We start from the raw sequence: 17,684 nt of genomic DNA, 5'->3' as shown, positions 1-17,684 counted from the left end.
ATATGAGAAATGCTTCAGATGTGAATCTTACTTCATCTTTTGTCGCTAAAGTTGATATTTTGGGTAAATATCAATTTAAAAGCTAGATGATTGGGTTATGCAGACTTGAAAGCATGGATGGTATTTGAGGCAAAGAAAGTGTTGTGAAGAGACCGCAGGTGGAATTTAGATAAGGCTTCAGTCCCAACTAAATCCAATCCAGCAAATGGGAGATTTTGGTAGGGGAATTAAACCCTTGCTACCTCCAATAGCGGCAGAAAACCGAGGTCAGTATTTCTCCTGCCTCCTCCCCTGTTTTACGACACGCTACGCGATTTGCCTCCTCCCTCTCTTGTGAATGCCAAATCACGCATTATCGAGTTTCTTCAGCTTCTAATCCTTTGGGATCTGGTTTAGTCCATACCCCTTTGCTTAAACATTCCCATCAATTTACGTTTACGAGCGTGGGTTTGCATCAAGTTTCCCCGATAACTTAACCAGTCAGCTTTCTTACCAGATTCTAAGTAAGCATTACGCGCCTTTTTCAACCATTCAACAGCGTAGTAGTAGTATTCGGCTTTACCTGCATCCATAATCTTTTCGGCACGGCGACAAGCATTTGCAATTACCCAACCAGGATTGTGAGGGATAGCAGCATCCATGACTCGGTGAATCAACTCTGAATGATAAGAACTGAGTTCACTTGCGATCGCAATTGCATCATCAATTAGCTTCTCATGCAAAAATATATCCACCTTGGTTGATTCTGTTCCCCAACCACTAGAAGTACGGATAGTTCTCAGCAGGTCTGTTTTTACACTTTCCCAGTTTTCCCCAGCTAATTCTGCCATTTTTTCGTAGTCAACAAAAGAGGGCTTGGCTTGAAAAGCTGCCTTGATTGCTAATAAAGCAGCTTCACTATTACCCAACTCAACAGCCAAATCACTTGTCCAAATTCCCAATTCGTACTGACAATTACCAGGTAAATTTAATCCACTCTGGGCTATATCTACCGCTTGCTGTAATGCCCCTTGAATGCTTAGTGTTTTTGCTAGGGCAAAGGCTTCTTCCATTGAGTTCATCTGAGTTTGAGCAGCATCAATTGCTTCTTCCACTCTGCCCAAACGCCCTAACATTGTGAGATATTGCTGGGTTTGCCCTTCTGCTTCTGCTAAATAAAGGTATTCTTGATAACGTTCTTGACGTTCGAGAATTTTCAGGCGAATTAATGCCAAATCATCTGCATAATCTGGCACATCTTCTTCCCAAGCTCCCCTTTCTGTGATATTACCTTGGAGAACTTGTAACAATGGTGGATAATCCCAACCTTGGCGTAAAGCCTCCATAATTAGGCCAAAATCAACATTCCACTCATCTTGCCAAGCTTCTAAATTTATTTGGATATCAACTTTTTCTTCTGGGGTGAGTTCGGTAGTGAGAATTGCTTCACACCAAGCATTATTTAATTCCCCGACAATTTCATCATTTTCAGCGCCGTATTCGGCAACATCATCCCAATTTTCCGCACAGGTAGAGGTAATCGCTTCCAAAATAGCGATCGCATTTTCACCCTCTCCCCGTTCGCTAAAATCTACCGCAGTTTGCACCACACTTAGCAAATCTTCGCCAATCGGGTCTTCTTCGTACCCCTCCTCAAAGTAACGCACGGTATCCTTGAGAATCTGCCGTACTTGCCGCCGGAAGGGAGCCGGATCAAGAGTACTGCGGCGCACAGATTTTATGATTGTTAGGCTGTCAGCAGGATTCGTCAGCCAGCTTACATGACGGTCAATCGCCTCAATTAGTGGCGGGTATTCTGCTACCAACTCTTGCAGCAGCTTTTGAGTTTCGATATAGTCTAGGCGATTTAGCAGTTGTTCTAGGGGGGGGCGCTGCTCAATACTTTCTGGATTACGGGCACAGACAAGCATCGTTGCGACAATGTGTTTGCACCACCCTTCCAAGTCGTAAGCACAGGTGCAGTTGACTGAGGTTAACCCACTGCTATCAAAACTCAGATTGACATGATAAGGTCTAGCTTGAGTGCCTGCAACATCTGCCTGAAGCACATTACCGCGTTGGGTAACACCATTGACAGCACCAGCCTTATAGTATGCCTCGCCCCGCTGGAAAGATTTGGCGTTAGCATGACGGCGGATAGTAAATTCACTAATTTGGGGAATAGACATCGAGCGATCGCCTGTGTAAATCCTCTGGATGAATCCTAAATCCAGCTTAGGTGTTAGTCTGACGCGCTGTAAAGAAATTTAAATTTTTGGGACATTGAGCATTGAAAACAGGCAAAGGGAAAACTCTTCTTTCTGCCCCCTCCAATCCCCAAAATTTTTGAGTATAAAAAAAAATAAGTATATAGATTTGACTATAATTACTGAAAATGTCCATCTTTCCGCCATTCGTGCGTGAATCATAATTTCAGTTAGCAATACCGGAACCTTAAAGGGGTTGCGCTGATTGTCGGTCAAGTTGAGAATAAATAGGCGAAGCACACGGGGAAACTAACGTGAGTCAAGGATTTGATTACGATTTAGTAATTATCGGCGCTGGTGTAGGCGGACATGGTGCAGCCTTACACGCCGTAAGTTGCGGTCTGAAAACAGCGATTATTGAAGCTGCTGATATGGGAGGAACCTGTGTTAATCGGGGCTGTATTCCTTCTAAAGCTCTGCTGGCGGCATCTGGACGTGTGCGGGAGTTACGCAATGCCCACCACCTCAAGTCACTGGGAATTCAAATTGGTAGCGTGGAATTTGATCGCCAAGCGATCGCTAATCATGCTGATAATCTCGTCTCAAAAATTCAAGGCGACTTAACCAACAGCCTTAAACGTCTAGGAGTCGATATCATCGGAGGTTGGGGAAAAATCGCTGGGGCGCAAAAAGTCTCTGTTACTGGAGATGGTGGTGAAAAAACCATCACAGCCAAAGACATCATCCTTTCCCCTGGTTCAATTCCTTTTGTCCCTCCCGGAATTGAAGTAGATGGCAAAACTGTCTTTACCAGCGATCAAGGTGTCAAGTTAGAGTCGCTACCAGATTGGGTGGCAATTATTGGCAGTGGTTACATCGGCCTGGAATTTTCTGATATTTACTCAGCTTTGGGTTGTGAAATCACCATGATTGAAGCCCTAGATCAGTTAATGCCAGGATTTGACCGCGATATTGCCAAACTTGCCGAACGCGTGTTGATTACTCCCCGCGATATTGAAACCAAAGTGGGGATATACGCCAAAAAAGTCATCCCAGGTTCGCCTGTGGTGATTGAGTTAGCGAATTTCAAAACCAAAGAAGATGTAGATGTCATCGAAGTAGATGCTTGCTTGGTAGCTACAGGACGCATCCCGGCGACCAAAAATCTCGGTTTAGAGTCTGTGGGTGTGGAAGTTGATCGGCGGAATTTTATCCCCGTTGACGATCGCATGGCAGTGCTATCAGCTGGTGAAGTAGTACCACATCTGTGGGCAATTGGGGACGCTAATGGGAAAATGATGTTGGCACACGCGGCTTCTGCTCAAGGCATCATCGCGGTAGAAAATATAGTTGGCAGGGAAAGAATAGTAGACTATCGCAGCATCCCGGCAGCGGCGTTTACTCACCCGGAAGTCAGCTATGTGGGTTTAACAGAAACAGCAGCTAAGGAGTTGGGACAAACCGAAGGGTTTGAAATCGCCACAAGTAGGAGTTACTTCAAAGGAAATTCCAAAGCGTTGGCAGAAAATGAAGCTGACGGTATCGCCAAAGTAATATATCGCAAGGATACCGGAGAAGTCTTAGGCACTCACATTTTTGGACTGCACGCCTCAGACTTAATTCATGAAGCGTCAGCTGCGATCGCAAACCGTCAATCTGTCCACAGCCTCGCACATCTAGTTCACGCTCACCCGACACTCTCAGAAGTCTTGGATGAAGCTTATAAACGAGCCGCAATTTAGTCATTTGTTCTCTGTCATTTGTCCTTTGTTAATAAACAAGGGCAAATGACCAATGACAAATGACAAATGACCAATGACAAATGCCCAATGACAAATTATGCAAATCCGCCGTCGTTCACCTAACCCAGCTATTGATGTATCGATATTGCGTTACCAGTCTGCCATACCTGATTCAGCACCAAACAACATTTTGGAGGAAATTGTCTGGCAGAAAGAAGTAGAAGTTGAGCAGATGCGGGAAAAGATGCCTTTACGGGAATTGCAACATCAAGCACTTTCCGCACCGCCAACCCGTGATTTTGTCGCCGCCTTGCGCCAAGGCAAGACAAAGCCAGCGTTGATTGCCGAAGTTAAAAAAGCTTCACCAAGCAAAGGCGTTTTCCGAGAAGATTTTGACCCAGTAGCGATCGCCCTATCTTATCAGCAAGGTGGTGCTACCTGTCTTTCTGTGCTAACAGATGTCAAGTTCTTTCAAGGTAGTTTTGACAACTTAGCCAAAGTTCGGGTTGCCGTAGATTTGCCCCTACTATGCAAAGAATTTATCATCTACCCTTACCAAATGTACTTGGCGCGTGTTCGGGGTGCAGATGCTATTTTGTTGATTGCAGCTATCTTGAGCGATCAAGATTTGCAATACTTCCTCAAAATTGCTAACAACCTGAAAATGGCGGTCTTGATTGAAGTCCATAGCTTGGCAGAACTTGACCGTGTGTTAGCCTTAGATGGGGTCTGCTTAGTCGGAATCAATAATCGCAATTTGGAAGATTTCTCGGTTAACCTGCAAACTACTTGCCAACTTTTAGCTGCAAGGGGTAGCCAATTGCAGGAGAAAAACATCCTTGTTGTCAGCGAGTCAGGACTACATAACCCTGATGATTTGAGCTTGGTGCTGACAGCAGGTGCTTCTGCTGTACTCATTGGAGAATCTTTGGTAAAACAACCAGATCCCGGCGCTGCGATCGCCCATCTATTACCGAAGGATTCCTGAAAGAAACACCTCCCCTGCGCCCCTTCGCGCAGGGCAACTGCACACAATAAGTTGGGTAATCGGGCACACTATGCGTAGATACGCAGCACTTTGCCGTCAAATATCATCAATATCTTTGCCAAATCTTCATTGCTAATCAAATAAAAGCCATAAGCAACTAGTTATTTCTTATGTAACAATTCATTAACAAGAGAAAAACTTTGACTAATACAAAATCCCAAATATGAAATCAAAACTTAACTTCATGGAGCAAATTCCTCTACCTTCACCTATCCACTACGAACTTATACTTCAACTTTTAGAGAGGCAAACCATGTTAGCAGTAAATGATAATCCAGATTTACGGCATCAGGTGAATCAGCTAATTATTACTCTCCGTAAAGCTGCTGTACAGCAAAAGCGACTAGAAGAAATTTGCGAGTTTTCTTCTGTGACTATTGATCACCGCTGGTCAATCAACCATCATAATGGTAGCAAAGTTGTTGCCCCCGATTGAAGCTGATAACTTAATATCTCAACCTCAGATTTAGCATCTTTGTTAAGTTAGCTTACCATCATCAGAAAGTGCCTAGCTGTATTTAAGCGCCCAGCACTTAAAAGTTCTGCCGCACTTGCTTTTGCTTAACTCCAATGCATGGTTTGGGGTGTGATTTGCAAGTATCTACATAAATCATGGTTACAAAACTTTCTCTGTTTTGCAAAAATATCTATGAAATGCTAAATGAAGATTTAAAATCGGCAGTTTTAAGGCTCAGATTTTAGTTTATAAACATTTTACTTGATTTAACTTGTTTTCTCAAGGTATATATAGTTATTTTTATTTCACTTCTAACTTAGTCTTTTACAACTTATACAAAAATTTTATCAATGTTGTATAAAAAATGTCATTTTTATAAAAATTTAGATGGGAAAAAGTTCATCTTGATTGAGGGGAAATTTTAGATCAGCTAAAATATTGATGATATAGCGGTTCTCAGTTTAACTGAATACAGACCTAACACCCAGTTCCTTCTCTACAAGGGAAAGAGGTCAGAGTGCGTTGCATTTAAACGGTAACTGCGATATTCCCTCTCCAATTTGACGAAAGATGAAATATAACAGCATTTATGAACTCTTCAAAAATAATCAAGCTTGGGTTGCCGAAAAACTAGCTATAGACCCAACTTACTTTGAAGAATTATCTGCCGGACAAACACCACCTTTCTTATATATTGGGTGTTCTGATAGTCGTTTAGCATTAACAAGCTTTACCCGTACAGAACCAGGAGAGTTATTTGTACATCGTAATATTGCCAATCAAGTTTCTTTAACGGATATAAACTTTTTAGCCGTTTTAGAATACGCAATTTTACATCTAAAAGTAGAACATATTATTGTTTGCGGTCACTACGATTGCGGAGGAATTAAGGCCGCCTTAGAAGGGAGAACTATCGGAATCCTTGATAACTGGGTAAATCCGATTCGGGAACTGTATCTGGAGAAACAAGAAGAAATTGATGTTTTACCAACAAGAGAAGAACGTTTGAATCGTTTATCGGAAATCAATGTTGTGGCTCAAGTGAAAAATCTTTACCAAACTTCTATCATGCGTCAAGTACTCCATGAGCGAAAAGCACCTATGGTTCATGGCTGGGTACTAGATATACGCACTGGATTAATTAAAGATTTGAAGGTATCAACTGTACAATGGCAATTGCATATCTGTCCCTTGCTTTTAGAGTTTAGACTCTATGCCATGTTAAAAAATGAGAGTTAATCGGGTATTTAGCGCCACACAAAAGCCTGCATTAGAGACTTTATAAATTTCGTCTTGACAATTTTTATTTAGAATAAAATAATTAGTTATTTTCCCAAAAATATTGTAATTCCTAAGTCAAACTTATCAACCAATATGCTTGGTTTAATAATTCTTCGTAAGGCATTCATAGAGGCTCTGGCTCGATTTATTACTGGATGCAGAGCCTCTAACCTACCCCTACGAAAATTACTTCTTAGCAATTATCCACACTGCATGAATAATCCCAGGAATATAACCGAAAAGCGTCAAAACTATGTTAATCCAAAAGTCTATACCAAAACCTACTTGTAAAAAAACTCCTAAAGGCGGCACGAAAACGGCACACAGAATCCGAACTAAATCCATTTGAACCTCCTGTTCATCTCACAAAATACAGCTTGCTGGCGAATTTATTCACCACTGTTCAAGCATATTTGTACTTCTCAAAGATAACATTTTCTTGCTCAATCTAGATAACAGTTGAGATGCGGTAAACCGCACTTAACATTAGCCCCCGCTAATTTTAGCTTTGTAACCTAGCTTGGTCAAAATATCAACAATTTTCTGCTTGTGTTCGCCCTGAATTTCAATTTCGTTATCTTTAATTGTCCCGCCTGTGCCGCACTGACTTTTTAACTGTTTTACCAAATCTCCCAAGGTTTCGGGTTTGGCTTGAAAACCGCTAATCACAGTGACGGTTTTGCCTTTGCGTCCTTTACGGGAAGCTTGTACTTTGAGATTTTGTTGTTGTGGAGGCAGTTCTGGAACTGGTCTTTCTATGGCAGCAGAGTTGTCGTTGCCAAATTCGCGGTAGACAAAGCTTTTGTCGGAAGATTTGGGATTGGAAGAAGGCATAAAATGTCTGTTAATAAAAATTTCAAAGGCAGTGGAAACTTCTACGCAACCATTCTGCTGGGATATCAATTTCTAGGCTAACATCACAAATCCATTACAAGGGATTCAAAATTATTGGGGATTGGGCATTAAATTCAGTGAACAGTGAACAATTATCACGTTAACAGAAAGGAAATTTGACCCCGACTGAAACACGCCATTTTTAGAAATGAGGGACTGTACAGAGGGAAAAACTTTTCTCCCTTACTGCCTGCTCCCTTGTTTCTTCCCCAGTCCCCAGATATGCCCCAGACTTTCTATAATAATTAAATCCTTCTCCTCATCGAAAACAGCCTGTGACTACCACTCCCCTCTCTCCAAGTTCAACTGCTCAGGTTCCAGATACCCTAGGTCGCTTTGGACGCTTTGGCGGTAAGTATGTACCAGAAACGCTCATGCCTGCCCTTGCTGAATTAGAAACAGCTTATCAGCAATACCGCAATGACCCTGGTTTTCAAGCAGAATTACAGCAGTTGTTACGGGATTATGTGGGACGTGCTACACCATTGTATTTCGCTGAACGCCTGACTGCTCATTATGCCCGACCCGATCGCACGGGGCCGCAAATTTACTTAAAACGTGAGGATTTAAATCATACTGGCGCTCACAAAATCAATAATGCCCTTGGTCAGGTATTGCTAGCGAAACGCATGGGTAAACAGCGGATTATTGCCGAAACGGGTGCTGGACAACACGGAGTTGCCACAGCTACAGTTTGCGCTCGTTTTGGGTTGGAATGCGTAATTTACATGGGCGTTCATGATATGGAGCGCCAATCTTTAAATGTGTTCAGAATGCGGCTGATGGGCGCAGAAGTGCGTCCGGTAGAGGCGGGAACGGGAACTTTGAAGGATGCCACTTCTGAAGCAATCCGGGATTGGGTGACAAATGTGGAAACGACTCACTACATCCTAGGTTCGGTAGCAGGGCCCCATCCTTACCCGATGATGGTACGTGATTTTCATGCAGTAATCGGTCAAGAAACTCGTGCCCAAGCAATGGAAAAGTGGGGTGTATTGCCTGATATCCTCTTGGCTTGTGTCGGTGGTGGTTCCAATGCGATGGGACTATTTTATGAGTTTATAAATGAGTCTTCTATACGGTTCATTGGGATTGAGGCAGCTGGAGAAGGTGTCAATACCGAAAAACACGCAGCAACCTTGACAAAAGGACGAATTGGTGTATTGCACGGAGCAATGAGCTATCTCCTGCAAGATGAAGATGGGCAAATTATTGAGGCACACTCAATTAGTGCCGGGTTAGATTATCCTGGTGTAGGCCCAGAACATAGCTATTTAAAAGATACTGGTCGCGCTGAATATTATAGTGTGACCGATGCAGAGGCAATGGCTGCATTCCAGCGATTGTCGAAGTTGGAGGGAATTATCCCGGCATTGGAAACAGCCCATGCGATCGCCTACCTTGAAACTCTCTGTCCTCAACTAACCGACAGTCCTCGGATTGTAATTAACTGCTCTGGACGTGGTGATAAGGATGTACAAACGGTAGCCAAGTTATTAGATCCTGCATAAATCTACGTAAAATATTGGGGAAAAAGTAATATATAAATGATTTCCCAAATGCAAAAGTCCATGTCAGAGATGTAGCTACATCTATGCTGGCTACGTTAGGCTCATGCAAGAGCCGAAATTTTGGTAAAAGGGGTATACTTCCCTCAGCAAAATGCCGAACACACTAACTTTGCCGATAAATCATTAGACATCTCCAAAATTAATTATTTGTTAGCTGAAACTCTTGTAGAGACGTAGCAATACTACGTCTCGACATTCATTTTCACTACCATGTCTATTTGACTTAGTAGTTTTTCACATTTTGCTGCATGAAATCCCCCAAAAAGATCACGTAGAATTACGCAAAAGCTTTATCTTTTTATCGCTAATAATAGTATAGTTTTTTACAAAAGTTTGTCTAAATATTGATGTGTGAGTAAGTAAAAACCCTTAACTAAAGCTAGTCATTCAGAGGCTTTATTGAAGAAATTGATACCATTTATCTGGAAATAATAATCCTAGTTCTAATTAAGTGCGCAAGAATAAATAAAACTATGTTACGCAATGTAAAGGTAATTAAACTACCTTTTGGTAAACAGTTTCAGTCTTATTTTAACGGCTGAACCGCTTATTACAAAGCTTTGATTTATTCACGCCTACTTACTGAGAGGGCGATATTTTATCAACGGGGGAATTTTTTCGTAATATCGAGCATTTAAAAGCTTATTAGTAGTTTTTGCATAAAAAACGGCATAAATAGAAATATATAGACCTACAAGCAATTTGTCACATTGACATCAGTATAGTTAGATTGTCAAAAAGATTACGTTAATAAGATGATAAAAACAACAGTCTTTGGTGTTGCTTTAGGCACCATTGTTCTCAGTAGCGGTGCGATCGCTACTCCTGTAACAAATTCGACTTTTACGCCAATATCTTCACATCTATCAAATACTACTGTTGAAATTGCAGCATCTAGTATCGACAGTACTGCTATAGAACAATCGGTTTTCACGCAAATTAATAACTACAGAGTTTCCCAAGGGCTAGCAAAGCTAACTCGCAATTCTGACATCGATACTCAAGCCAGAATTCACAGTAAGAATATGGCTAATGGTACAGTTGCCTTTGGACATACTGGATTTACAGAACGTGTTAAAGCAATCGGTATTCCATACAATGCAGCTGCCGAAAATGTCGCTTACAACCAGGGATATACTGATCCGGCGACGACAGATGTTCAAGGCTGGCTCAAGAGTCCAGGGCATCTTACCAATATCAAAGGCAATTATGAGAAGACAGGAATTGGTGTTGCTACCACTAGTACAGGCAAAGTCTTCTTAACACAAATTTTTCTTCGATAATCGGTTTAGTGAAATTTAGGCTTTTTTCTCAAATTCCTTATTAGTGGCTTATTAGTAGGGTGTATAACCATGCGCCCCTACTAAATTATTTTTTTATGAATTCACGAAAATCCTAAATTTTTAGCAAAATTAACCGTGATTTTTATGAAGCTGACCTATTGAAGTCACGATTATTTGTGTTCTTTGTAAAGGATATAGCCAAATTGCCGAAATTCATCATTACTTAATAGTATTGTAGTATATATTTTCGGAACAATGAGGTAGAGTATAAGTCTTATATCTCTACACATTACGCAATTCTCCATGTTCCGACAAACTGCTTTTGGCATCGCTTTAAGTGCGCTTGTCCTTGCTAGTGGATTAACGACTGTTCCGATACCAAATCATACTTCTACGAATACATCCACCCGTAATAAGCTGTTGTCGCTTTTTTCTAGTCAGGTTGCAATATCGACTCCTAGTTTTAAAACTACTGAGTTAGAAAAATCAGTATTTGAGCAAATTAATCGATATCGGGCTTCTAAAGGGCTACCAAAGTTGACCCTAAATGCAAATATGACTAGACAGGCAAGAATTCATAGTCAAAATATGGCTAAAGGTAAAACTCCATTTAGCCATCAGGGATTTGAAGGGCGAGTCAAAGCTGTCCCTATTCGCTACAACAGTGCCGCGGAAAATGTTGCTTTCAATCGCGGATATAGCAACCCCGTGGAGGAAGCTGTTACTGGTTGGATCAAGAGTCCGGGACATCTAAAGAATCTTAAAGGAAATTACAACCTTACTGGAATTGGCGTTGCTACTAATAATCAAGGCGAAGTCTACCTGACACAAATCTTTTTTCGCACTAGTCGTACTAGGTAGATTTAATTTCTGATTATTTTGCACAATAATAATGTAGTGTCTGACAATACTTTTGTTTGGTGGACACTGCTATTATTTTTGAAGGATTGATGACATTACAAGATTTTCAGGTGAGTGATCGCGACCTTAGTGACGCAGCCCTAAGCCAGTATTTAGCATCTACAGCGATCGCAGTTGATACAGAAACGATGGGATTATTGCCACTGCGCGATCGCTTGTGTCTCGTCCAGTTGTGCAACCTTGAAGGGAAAGTGACTGCAATCCGCATAGCTAAAGGACAAGCTGATGCCCCAAACTTAAAAAAACTCTTAGAAGCGACCAATGTCGTAAAAGTGTTTCACTTTGCTCGCTTTGACCTTGCCACTTTGCGAGCCAATCTAGGGATTCAGGTTAAGCCTGTTTTTTGTACTAAAATTGCTAGTAAATTAGCCCGTACTTACACAAATCGCCACGGACTCAAAGATGTGGTGCAAGAATTAGAGCAAGTGGAACTAGATAAAAGTTCTCAAAGTTCTGATTGGGGTAATGCCGCTAGTTTATCTGAAGCTCAACTAAGTTATGCTGCCAATGATGTGCGCTACTTAATTAGTGTGCAGCAAAAGCTCATAGAAATGCTCAAACGCGAAGAACGTTGGCAAATTGCTCAAGAATGTTTTGAATTCTTACCAACGATAGTTTCCTTAGATTTGTTGCAATTTAAAGATTTGTTTGAACACTGATCAATCAGTAAACCTTAAAGAGTAGGGAAAATAAATTTTCATTCCTGCTCGATCCACCCTAGCGATCTGTCAAGTTGAAATTCATAGCAAAGCAAGTTGTAGTGAGGACTTTCTTCCTTATTTTCTAAGCACTAAAGCCCTTACTACAATCTCTGATAGTAAATTATTTTTGCCTAAGATCCAATATTGGAATCATCAGTATTTCTAGGAGTTTGAGATTCATTAACACCTTCTTTAAGGTTGCTGGCTCCCTCTTGAATACCTTCTTTGAGATTACTGGCTCCCTCTTGAATGCCTTCTTTGAGATTACTGGCTCCTTCTTGAATGCCTTCTTTAAGGTTACTAGCTCCTTTTTTAATGGCTTCCGTCGCGCTAGTGCCTGTTCCTTCCTTTGGCTGATGTTCTTGGTGAGCTTTTAGTCGATCTACTACATTGTATTCATCTGCACCTGGTGGAGTTTTGGATTCAACAATACCTTCTGTTTGGCCACCGATCGCCTTCCATGCGGCAAGGCCACCTTTGAGTTGAGAGACATGCACAAATCCATTAGAACGCAGTTGTTGTGCAGCTTGGGCGCTTTCTTCTTCGTTAGCACCGTAAACATAAATATCACGGCTTTTATCCAAAGAAGGTACTGCACGCTCTACCAATTCATTTATTGGCATTGGCATTGATCCCATAATGTGACCTTCGTTGAAGGCATTGCGATCGCGCACATCCAGTATTGTAAAAGCTGGTTCGCCCCATTCTAGACGAGACTTCAGCACATGAACATCAGATTGTGGTTCTATTGGTGGTTCTGGGGGAATGATGCCGCCTACTAAATTGTTAACCATAATTGTTCCTGACTGACGATATTAATAGCAATTTAACGGACTCAATATATTTAATTGCTCTTTCTCTGGGCTGAATTTACTCAAAATATCTCCTGAGATAGAGTAGCTAATTAAAATATCTTCTACCATTTAATCCATTGCAAATATAGCCAAATTAGACTATAGAAAGGATTTTTTTATTAATTTTATATTTTTAGTCTTTAATTATTCTAACGGATTGTGAATAAATTTAAAGTTATTAAATTTATTATTTAAGATAGTATAAAAATTAAAAAGATTTAAGCTATTAGTACAAGAATTAGATACCTTTTCAATATCTGTGAGCGCTAATAATAATGTATTCTCAATTTCCTGTCGCACTCTTAGAATTACATAAGCAATATCTCTTGATTGTTTTCGTAAAGGAGACTGTATATAAAGGGTTGCAGATAACTTAGTGGCTTAGTTGACCATAGTTCACCCTTGGCTCTCGGATGTTGAAGTTCTGAGCCTCAATATTGAATATTAGTGAAAGATTTTTGGCAAGACGATCACTTGTTATACCAGGTTTTTCGCCACTCCTGCATTTGCTTAATCTCTGTATTTTGTGCTTTAATAATTTCTTGGGCTAATTGCTTGGTTTCAGGGCGCTTAGACTTATTCAATACATCTTTTGCCATAGTTACAGCCCCTTCATGGTGAGGAATCATCGCATTGATAAACCGCAGATCAAATTCCGCATCAGCTGCACCTAAATCCTGACTCATCATCATAGTTTTCATTTGATCAGAAGACATTTCCATCATGTGGCCCATTTGACTGTTATAAGCCATTGGTTTATCTCCCGCCTTGGGATACCAAGCTTGTCGCCACTGCTTCATCTGAGTGATTTCTTGGTTTTGCGATTTGATAATATTGTCTGCTAGCTTTTTGATTTCAGGACGTTTTGATTTCTGCTCCGCTTCTTTAGCCATTTCCACAGCCCCTTGATGGTGCGGTGCCATAGCGTCGATAAATCGTAAATCAAAATTAGCATCGGCTGGGCCTAAATCCATTCCCATACTGTGATTCATGCCACCACCGTGATTCATCATCTGCTTGTCATTAGCATTGGTGGCGGTTTCCTTTAGGGTTTGGCTTTGGTTCTGAGAAGCAGTATTGGTACATCCTGTGATTAACCCACCAGCAGAAGCGATCGCAGTAAAAGTTAACGCCAAAAACCCATTCCTCAAAGATAGCAGTTGCATAAGCCTTACCTCATAGTTTCCTAATTCTATATTTACTTATTAGCTTGGCAGCCAGAAATGAAATTAGGATGAAATCTAAAGAGCCCCAACTTCCTTGATAAGTAGGGGTTCTTGTTGTTTATTTATCACTCAAAGTTGTGTAAGCTTCATTAACTAAGTGCATTTTCTCTTGTGCTTGTTTTTGCAGTTGTGGTTGATTCACAAACAAATCTGGATGCCATTTTTTTACTAAAGTTCGATAAGCCTGCTTTACCTCAGCTTGAGAAGCATTTGTTTGCAATCCTAAAATACTATAGGCGCGAGTAATCTTATCTTTTTGCGTCTGGGTTTTTGGTTGATTAGGTGCTTTGTTGCTTTGAGTTGTATTTTGCTGTTTGCCAGTTTGAGAACCAGGCGATTGCATCTCTGCTTTCATTCGCGCTATTTCTTCATTGAGTTCCCAATCACGAAATTTCGCCTCCACTTCTTCGGGACGCGGAGAAGGAGAAGCTTTTGGCGGTGGAGAAACAGGTTTTACCTTTGTCTGAGTATTCTTAGCAGTATTTTCCTGTTGTTGCTTAACACAAGGATCTTTTTTAGGAGAACTTTGAACTCTCTCTGGCTGTGGTGAATATTTTTTATTAGTATTACTGTACTTAGGTATTTCTTTATAAGGTTGATGATTTGAGGATATTTTTACTTTCTCTAACTCTTGCAATAACTGATTAAAACCGTTTTGTAACTGTTGCCAACTTTCACGTTTTTTAGTAATTTCTAGCGGTTCTTGACTAATTTCAAAACAAATTATTTTTTCGGCTTTTTGTTCATATTCAGTTAAAATAGATAACCCTTGACTACTGAAGCCAGATAAATAATCTTAAATTGCAGTTATACAAAGTTTAGCAACTTCCTGATGATAAGATTCCTTTGCTAATTGATCGTCTTGTTTTTGAATATTCTTGTTTAGCAAATAAGAAATACTCCCAACGACAGCAGCACCCACTGGGCCGCCTAACAACCAACCAATACCACCACCAACAGCGATAGAACCTGGTTCACTCAAATCATCAGTATTGCTTGGCTTTGATGGTAATATAATTTGTGGTTCGCTAGGAAAAGGAATTATTAAATCTTGCGGTCGTTCTTCTTGGAAAAATTCGTAAGCTTGATAAAGCCATTTTACCACAGCTAATTGCAATTGGTTCAGGTCTTTTTTAAGAGTATTTGTTTGCCAAGCTTTAAAGTTATTTTCTGCCAATGCAATTGCCGCATCAGCTTGATATTTTGTGAGTAGATTGGGTAATGCTAGCCAATCACGTAACTCTCCCACGCTAGTAGAAAAACCTTTATAGATTAAGTTAGCTGCTTTTCGTTTAATTTCAATTTTGCTATTTTCTTTATCATCAAAGGATTTTATTTCAAGAGCAATCGGGTCAATTTTAGCTTTTAATGAGTATTGGATTTGAGAAGCGATCGCTTGCACTCTTGGCAAACGCACACTACCACGATCTGGTTGCAAAATCCCCACAATATTTTGTAAAGCTGTTTCAAAAGCCGCTAACCCGCTACTATTAGCAGCAGCAACATCGCCTTTTAATCTAGCTCTTAAAGCAGGTAAAGCATCAACGCGATATAAATTACTAAAACCTGGAGGTAATTCGGCTCGAAAGCTCTCTGCAACAAACAGCAAGCGATTTTGGACTTGTTTTTGCTCGTCGGGTTCGAGTAAGTTAAGAAAATTAGCAACAAATATAACAGTTTTAATACCGCGATCTAATAGCCAATCTCGTAAGTTTTCCCGCTCACCTAAAGTCATTAACTTACGTGCATCTAATAATTGTATAACTAAATCTGCACCTAAAAGTTGTTCTCTGACTAAATTATCTTGTTCATCTTTATCATTGGTTCCCGGTAAATCTAAAAATTCTACACCTGTTTCTAAGAAGGGATGCGGACAAAAAATTTCTACAGATGCTACATCTTTTCGCATCTGCCTATTGCCATCAAGAATTGCAAATTGTTGTAAAACTTCTGTGCCACTACGATAGACTTCTGTAGCATCTACCAACATGATGCGAGTTCGCACATCAGAACCATACTTGACAGTAATCGCTGCGCCTGTAGTGGGGATTAAATCAATTGGTAAGGTGCGATTCCCTAACATGGCATTCAGTAAGGTAGATTTGCCATGATTAAAGGGGCCAAAGACTGCAATCCGAAAGCTAGGATTAACGAGATGATTGCAGATGGTAATTATATCTTGATGCAATTGCGATTTGTGTTCTAAATTCAGTAATGCAGATGCAGATTTGAGAGAATCTGCTAAATCTTTATAACCTTCATACTGTTGTTGCATAATTCCTCGTTCCCAGTCTCCGCCTGGTAATGCAATTACCTCACATTCTTATAGTTATGGGAGGCTCCGCCTCCCAGTAGGTATTCCCAGCTTCTAGCTGGGAACGAGAGTAATGAGATTTATCAACTATAATAAGCTAATAAATTGCTATACGCTGCCTCGATTTTTTGCAACTGAGCTATTACATCTTCCTGTAAGTTTTTTAAGCGATTGAACTCACCCTCACGGTTTATTTCACGGGTTTGTTTCTGCTTGACTAAATTATCTAATTCAGATTTCCGAGATACTATATCATCGTTAATCCGCTTACCCACTTCTCTTTCGTAAGAGTCAAAACACTCTTTGACGGCATTGTATACAACCTGAGATTGTTCATGTGCGACTTGTGGGAGATGTTTAACTAACTCCTTCTTCGCTGTTTTAACTAGCTCTTTACGTGCTTGATCTGCTTGCAAAAATCCGACTCCTAAACCTAACAGTGCAAACCCGATGGGGCCAAGAAAAATACCTGTTACTGCTGTAATTATCCCGCCAATACCAATTACAGTAAAGTAGTTTAACAAGATATTTTTCCAGTCAAATCCGGCTCCTGCTAGTGCAAAACCAGCAAGATTTCCCTTAGACAGTTATAACAATCCCATTGCCCATTTTGCCCAGCCGGGAGAGTTATCTTCTTCAGGTGTAGTACTAGTATTTACTTTGACATTTTGTCCGGTGAGCTTTTCTGTGATTTGATCTGTGACTTGACTGTAAGAGGCACCATATTGTGCAGCACTGCGAGAAAGTTCTTTAAAAGCTGCATTGATATCTTTTTCAGCAGTTAATGTCCAAGCAGCAGATTTGTCAGTGATATATTGCTCAAAGGCTTTTTGCAGTGCGGTGTTAAATGCTTCTCGTTTACCACTACTGAGAAAATCAAACAAATTTAATTCCGGTTGATAGCGCAAGAAATCGGTTTCAAAAGTATTACCTAAATTTAAAACGTAGCCGCGAAAAGATTCGGAAATCGTTCTTGCTTGAGTGTCTCTAGTATTGATAATTTCGTAATCGTTCATGGGGGTAATTTATTGCTGAAATCGAGCAAAATATAATGATTGAAGAAGCTACAGCGACTAAACACACAAGCTCATCGATGAAAATTAAGACTAAATCATCTCGGAAGACACATAATGTATAGGAAGCATTTATTACTTAATCAGTAGTAGGAACTTTGGGGAGTAAGGATGGAGTTGGTTGACTAGAGCG

General features: G+C 40.5%; 12 protein-coding genes and 3 pseudogenes. 8 read left to right on the top strand and 7 right to left on the bottom strand.

Going from position 1 to position 17,684, the window contains the following annotated elements; genetic code table 11:
* Positions 1 to 392 precede the first annotated feature (392 nt).
* Positions 393 to 2,168 (bottom strand): SWIM zinc finger family protein, encoded by a 1,776-nt coding sequence (locus tag H6G97_RS21975; RefSeq protein WP_190942796.1) that lies wholly within the window; start codon positions 2,166 to 2,168, stop codon positions 393 to 395.
* Positions 2,169 to 2,500: 332 nt separating this feature from the next.
* Here H6G97_RS21975 and lpdA point away from each other — a divergent pair, with 332 nt between their 5' ends.
* The 4 genes from lpdA to H6G97_RS21955 all read left to right on the top strand — a co-directional run bounded on the left by lpdA (position 2,501) and on the right by H6G97_RS21955 (position 6,672).
* On the top strand, positions 2,501 to 3,928 hold the full coding sequence (lpdA, locus tag H6G97_RS21970; RefSeq protein WP_190942795.1) for a dihydrolipoyl dehydrogenase: 1,428 nt from the start codon (positions 2,501 to 2,503) through the stop codon (positions 3,926 to 3,928).
* A 97-nt stretch (positions 3,929 to 4,025) separates the two neighbouring features.
* A complete protein-coding gene (trpC, locus tag H6G97_RS21965; protein WP_190942794.1) occupies positions 4,026 to 4,916 on the top strand; it encodes an indole-3-glycerol phosphate synthase TrpC in 891 nt (296 codons plus the stop codon).
* 244 nt (positions 4,917 to 5,160) lie between these two features.
* The gene (locus H6G97_RS21960; protein WP_104907996.1) at positions 5,161 to 5,412 is read left to right on the top strand and encodes a DUF5340 domain-containing protein; all 252 of its coding nucleotides are present in this window, start codon (positions 5,161 to 5,163) and stop codon (positions 5,410 to 5,412) included.
* Between the two features lie 591 nt (positions 5,413 to 6,003).
* Positions 6,004 to 6,672: a carbonic anhydrase gene (locus H6G97_RS21955; RefSeq protein WP_190942793.1), complete on the top strand. Its 669-nt coding sequence runs from the start codon at positions 6,004 to 6,006 to the stop codon at positions 6,670 to 6,672.
* A gap of 228 nt (positions 6,673 to 6,900) precedes the next feature.
* On the opposite strand, the gene H6G97_RS21950 is transcribed toward H6G97_RS21955, so the two are convergent.
* Both H6G97_RS21950 and H6G97_RS21945 read right to left on the bottom strand, forming a co-directional pair.
* Positions 6,901 to 7,059, bottom strand: coding sequence for a YqaE/Pmp3 family membrane protein (locus tag H6G97_RS21950; protein WP_190942792.1), 159 nt, complete (start codon positions 7,057 to 7,059; stop codon positions 6,901 to 6,903).
* Between the two features lie 141 nt (positions 7,060 to 7,200).
* Positions 7,201 to 7,548, bottom strand: a complete 348-nt coding sequence (locus H6G97_RS21945) for a translation initiation factor (protein WP_190942791.1) — start codon at positions 7,546 to 7,548, stop codon at positions 7,201 to 7,203.
* A 335-nt stretch (positions 7,549 to 7,883) separates the two neighbouring features.
* Between H6G97_RS21945 and trpB the strand changes: the two genes are divergently transcribed.
* The 4 genes from trpB (at position 7,884) to H6G97_RS21925 (ending at position 12,042) form a co-directional block, all read left to right on the top strand.
* Positions 7,884 to 9,119 carry a tryptophan synthase subunit beta gene (gene trpB, locus H6G97_RS21940; RefSeq protein WP_190942790.1) on the top strand — a complete coding sequence of 412 codons (1,236 nt, stop codon included), beginning with the start codon at positions 7,884 to 7,886 and terminating at the stop codon, positions 9,117 to 9,119.
* An 815-nt stretch (positions 9,120 to 9,934) separates the two neighbouring features.
* The gene (locus H6G97_RS21935) at positions 9,935 to 10,462 is read left to right on the top strand and encodes a CAP domain-containing protein (RefSeq protein ID WP_190942789.1); all 528 of its coding nucleotides are present in this window, start codon (positions 9,935 to 9,937) and stop codon (positions 10,460 to 10,462) included.
* Between the two features lie 303 nt (positions 10,463 to 10,765).
* On the top strand, positions 10,766 to 11,323 hold the full coding sequence (locus H6G97_RS21930) for a CAP domain-containing protein (RefSeq protein WP_190942788.1): 558 nt from the start codon (positions 10,766 to 10,768) through the stop codon (positions 11,321 to 11,323).
* An 89-nt stretch (positions 11,324 to 11,412) separates the two neighbouring features.
* Positions 11,413 to 12,042, top strand: coding sequence for a ribonuclease H-like domain-containing protein (locus tag H6G97_RS21925; protein ID WP_190942787.1), 630 nt, complete (start codon positions 11,413 to 11,415; stop codon positions 12,040 to 12,042).
* Between the two features lie 386 nt (positions 12,043 to 12,428).
* Here the strand turns inward: H6G97_RS21925 and H6G97_RS21920 are convergent.
* The 4 genes and pseudogenes from H6G97_RS21920 to H6G97_RS21905 all read right to left on the bottom strand — a co-directional run.
* Positions 12,429 to 12,878, bottom strand: a pseudogene (locus H6G97_RS21920) (rhodanese-like domain-containing protein); the annotation flags it as partial.
* Between the two features lie 530 nt (positions 12,879 to 13,408).
* Positions 13,409 to 14,104, bottom strand: coding sequence for a DUF305 domain-containing protein (locus tag H6G97_RS21915; RefSeq protein ID WP_190942786.1), 696 nt, complete (start codon positions 14,102 to 14,104; stop codon positions 13,409 to 13,411).
* 118 nt (positions 14,105 to 14,222) lie between these two features.
* Positions 14,223 to 16,439, bottom strand: a pseudogene (locus H6G97_RS21910) (dynamin family protein).
* Positions 16,440 to 16,561: 122 nt separating this feature from the next.
* Positions 16,562 to 17,482: pseudogene (locus H6G97_RS21905) on the bottom strand (dynamin family protein); the annotation flags it as partial.
* Between the last annotated feature and the right edge of the window lie 202 nt (positions 17,483 to 17,684).

This window comes from Nostoc flagelliforme FACHB-838 (genome assembly GCF_014698065.1).
GTDB classification, from domain to species: domain Bacteria; phylum Cyanobacteriota; class Cyanobacteriia; order Cyanobacteriales; family Nostocaceae; genus Nostoc; species Nostoc flagelliforme_B.
This window is presented reverse-complemented; position numbering and strand designations above follow the sequence as displayed.

What these genes read in the sequence shown, in the direction of transcription:
- H6G97_RS21975 (WP_190942796.1), bottom strand. Translation starts at nt 2,168, where the DNA reads ATGTCTATTCCCCAAATTAGTGAATTTACTATCCGCCGTCATGCTAAC.
- trpC (WP_190942794.1), top strand. Translation starts at nt 4,026, where the DNA reads ATGCAAATCCGCCGTCGTTCACCTAACCCAGCTATTGATGTATCGATA.
- H6G97_RS21960 (WP_104907996.1), top strand. Translation starts at nt 5,161, where the DNA reads ATGGAGCAAATTCCTCTACCTTCACCTATCCACTACGAACTTATACTT.
- H6G97_RS21955 (WP_190942793.1), top strand. Translation starts at nt 6,004, where the DNA reads ATGAAATATAACAGCATTTATGAACTCTTCAAAAATAATCAAGCTTGG.
- H6G97_RS21950 (WP_190942792.1), bottom strand. Translation starts at nt 7,059, where the DNA reads ATGGATTTAGTTCGGATTCTGTGTGCCGTTTTCGTGCCGCCTTTAGGA.
- H6G97_RS21945 (WP_190942791.1), bottom strand. Translation starts at nt 7,548, where the DNA reads ATGCCTTCTTCCAATCCCAAATCTTCCGACAAAAGCTTTGTCTACCGC.
- H6G97_RS21935 (WP_190942789.1), top strand. Translation starts at nt 9,935, where the DNA reads ATGATAAAAACAACAGTCTTTGGTGTTGCTTTAGGCACCATTGTTCTC.
- H6G97_RS21930 (WP_190942788.1), top strand. Translation starts at nt 10,766, where the DNA reads ATGTTCCGACAAACTGCTTTTGGCATCGCTTTAAGTGCGCTTGTCCTT.
- H6G97_RS21925 (WP_190942787.1), top strand. Translation starts at nt 11,413, where the DNA reads ATGACATTACAAGATTTTCAGGTGAGTGATCGCGACCTTAGTGACGCA.
- H6G97_RS21915 (WP_190942786.1), bottom strand. Translation starts at nt 14,104, where the DNA reads ATGCAACTGCTATCTTTGAGGAATGGGTTTTTGGCGTTAACTTTTACT.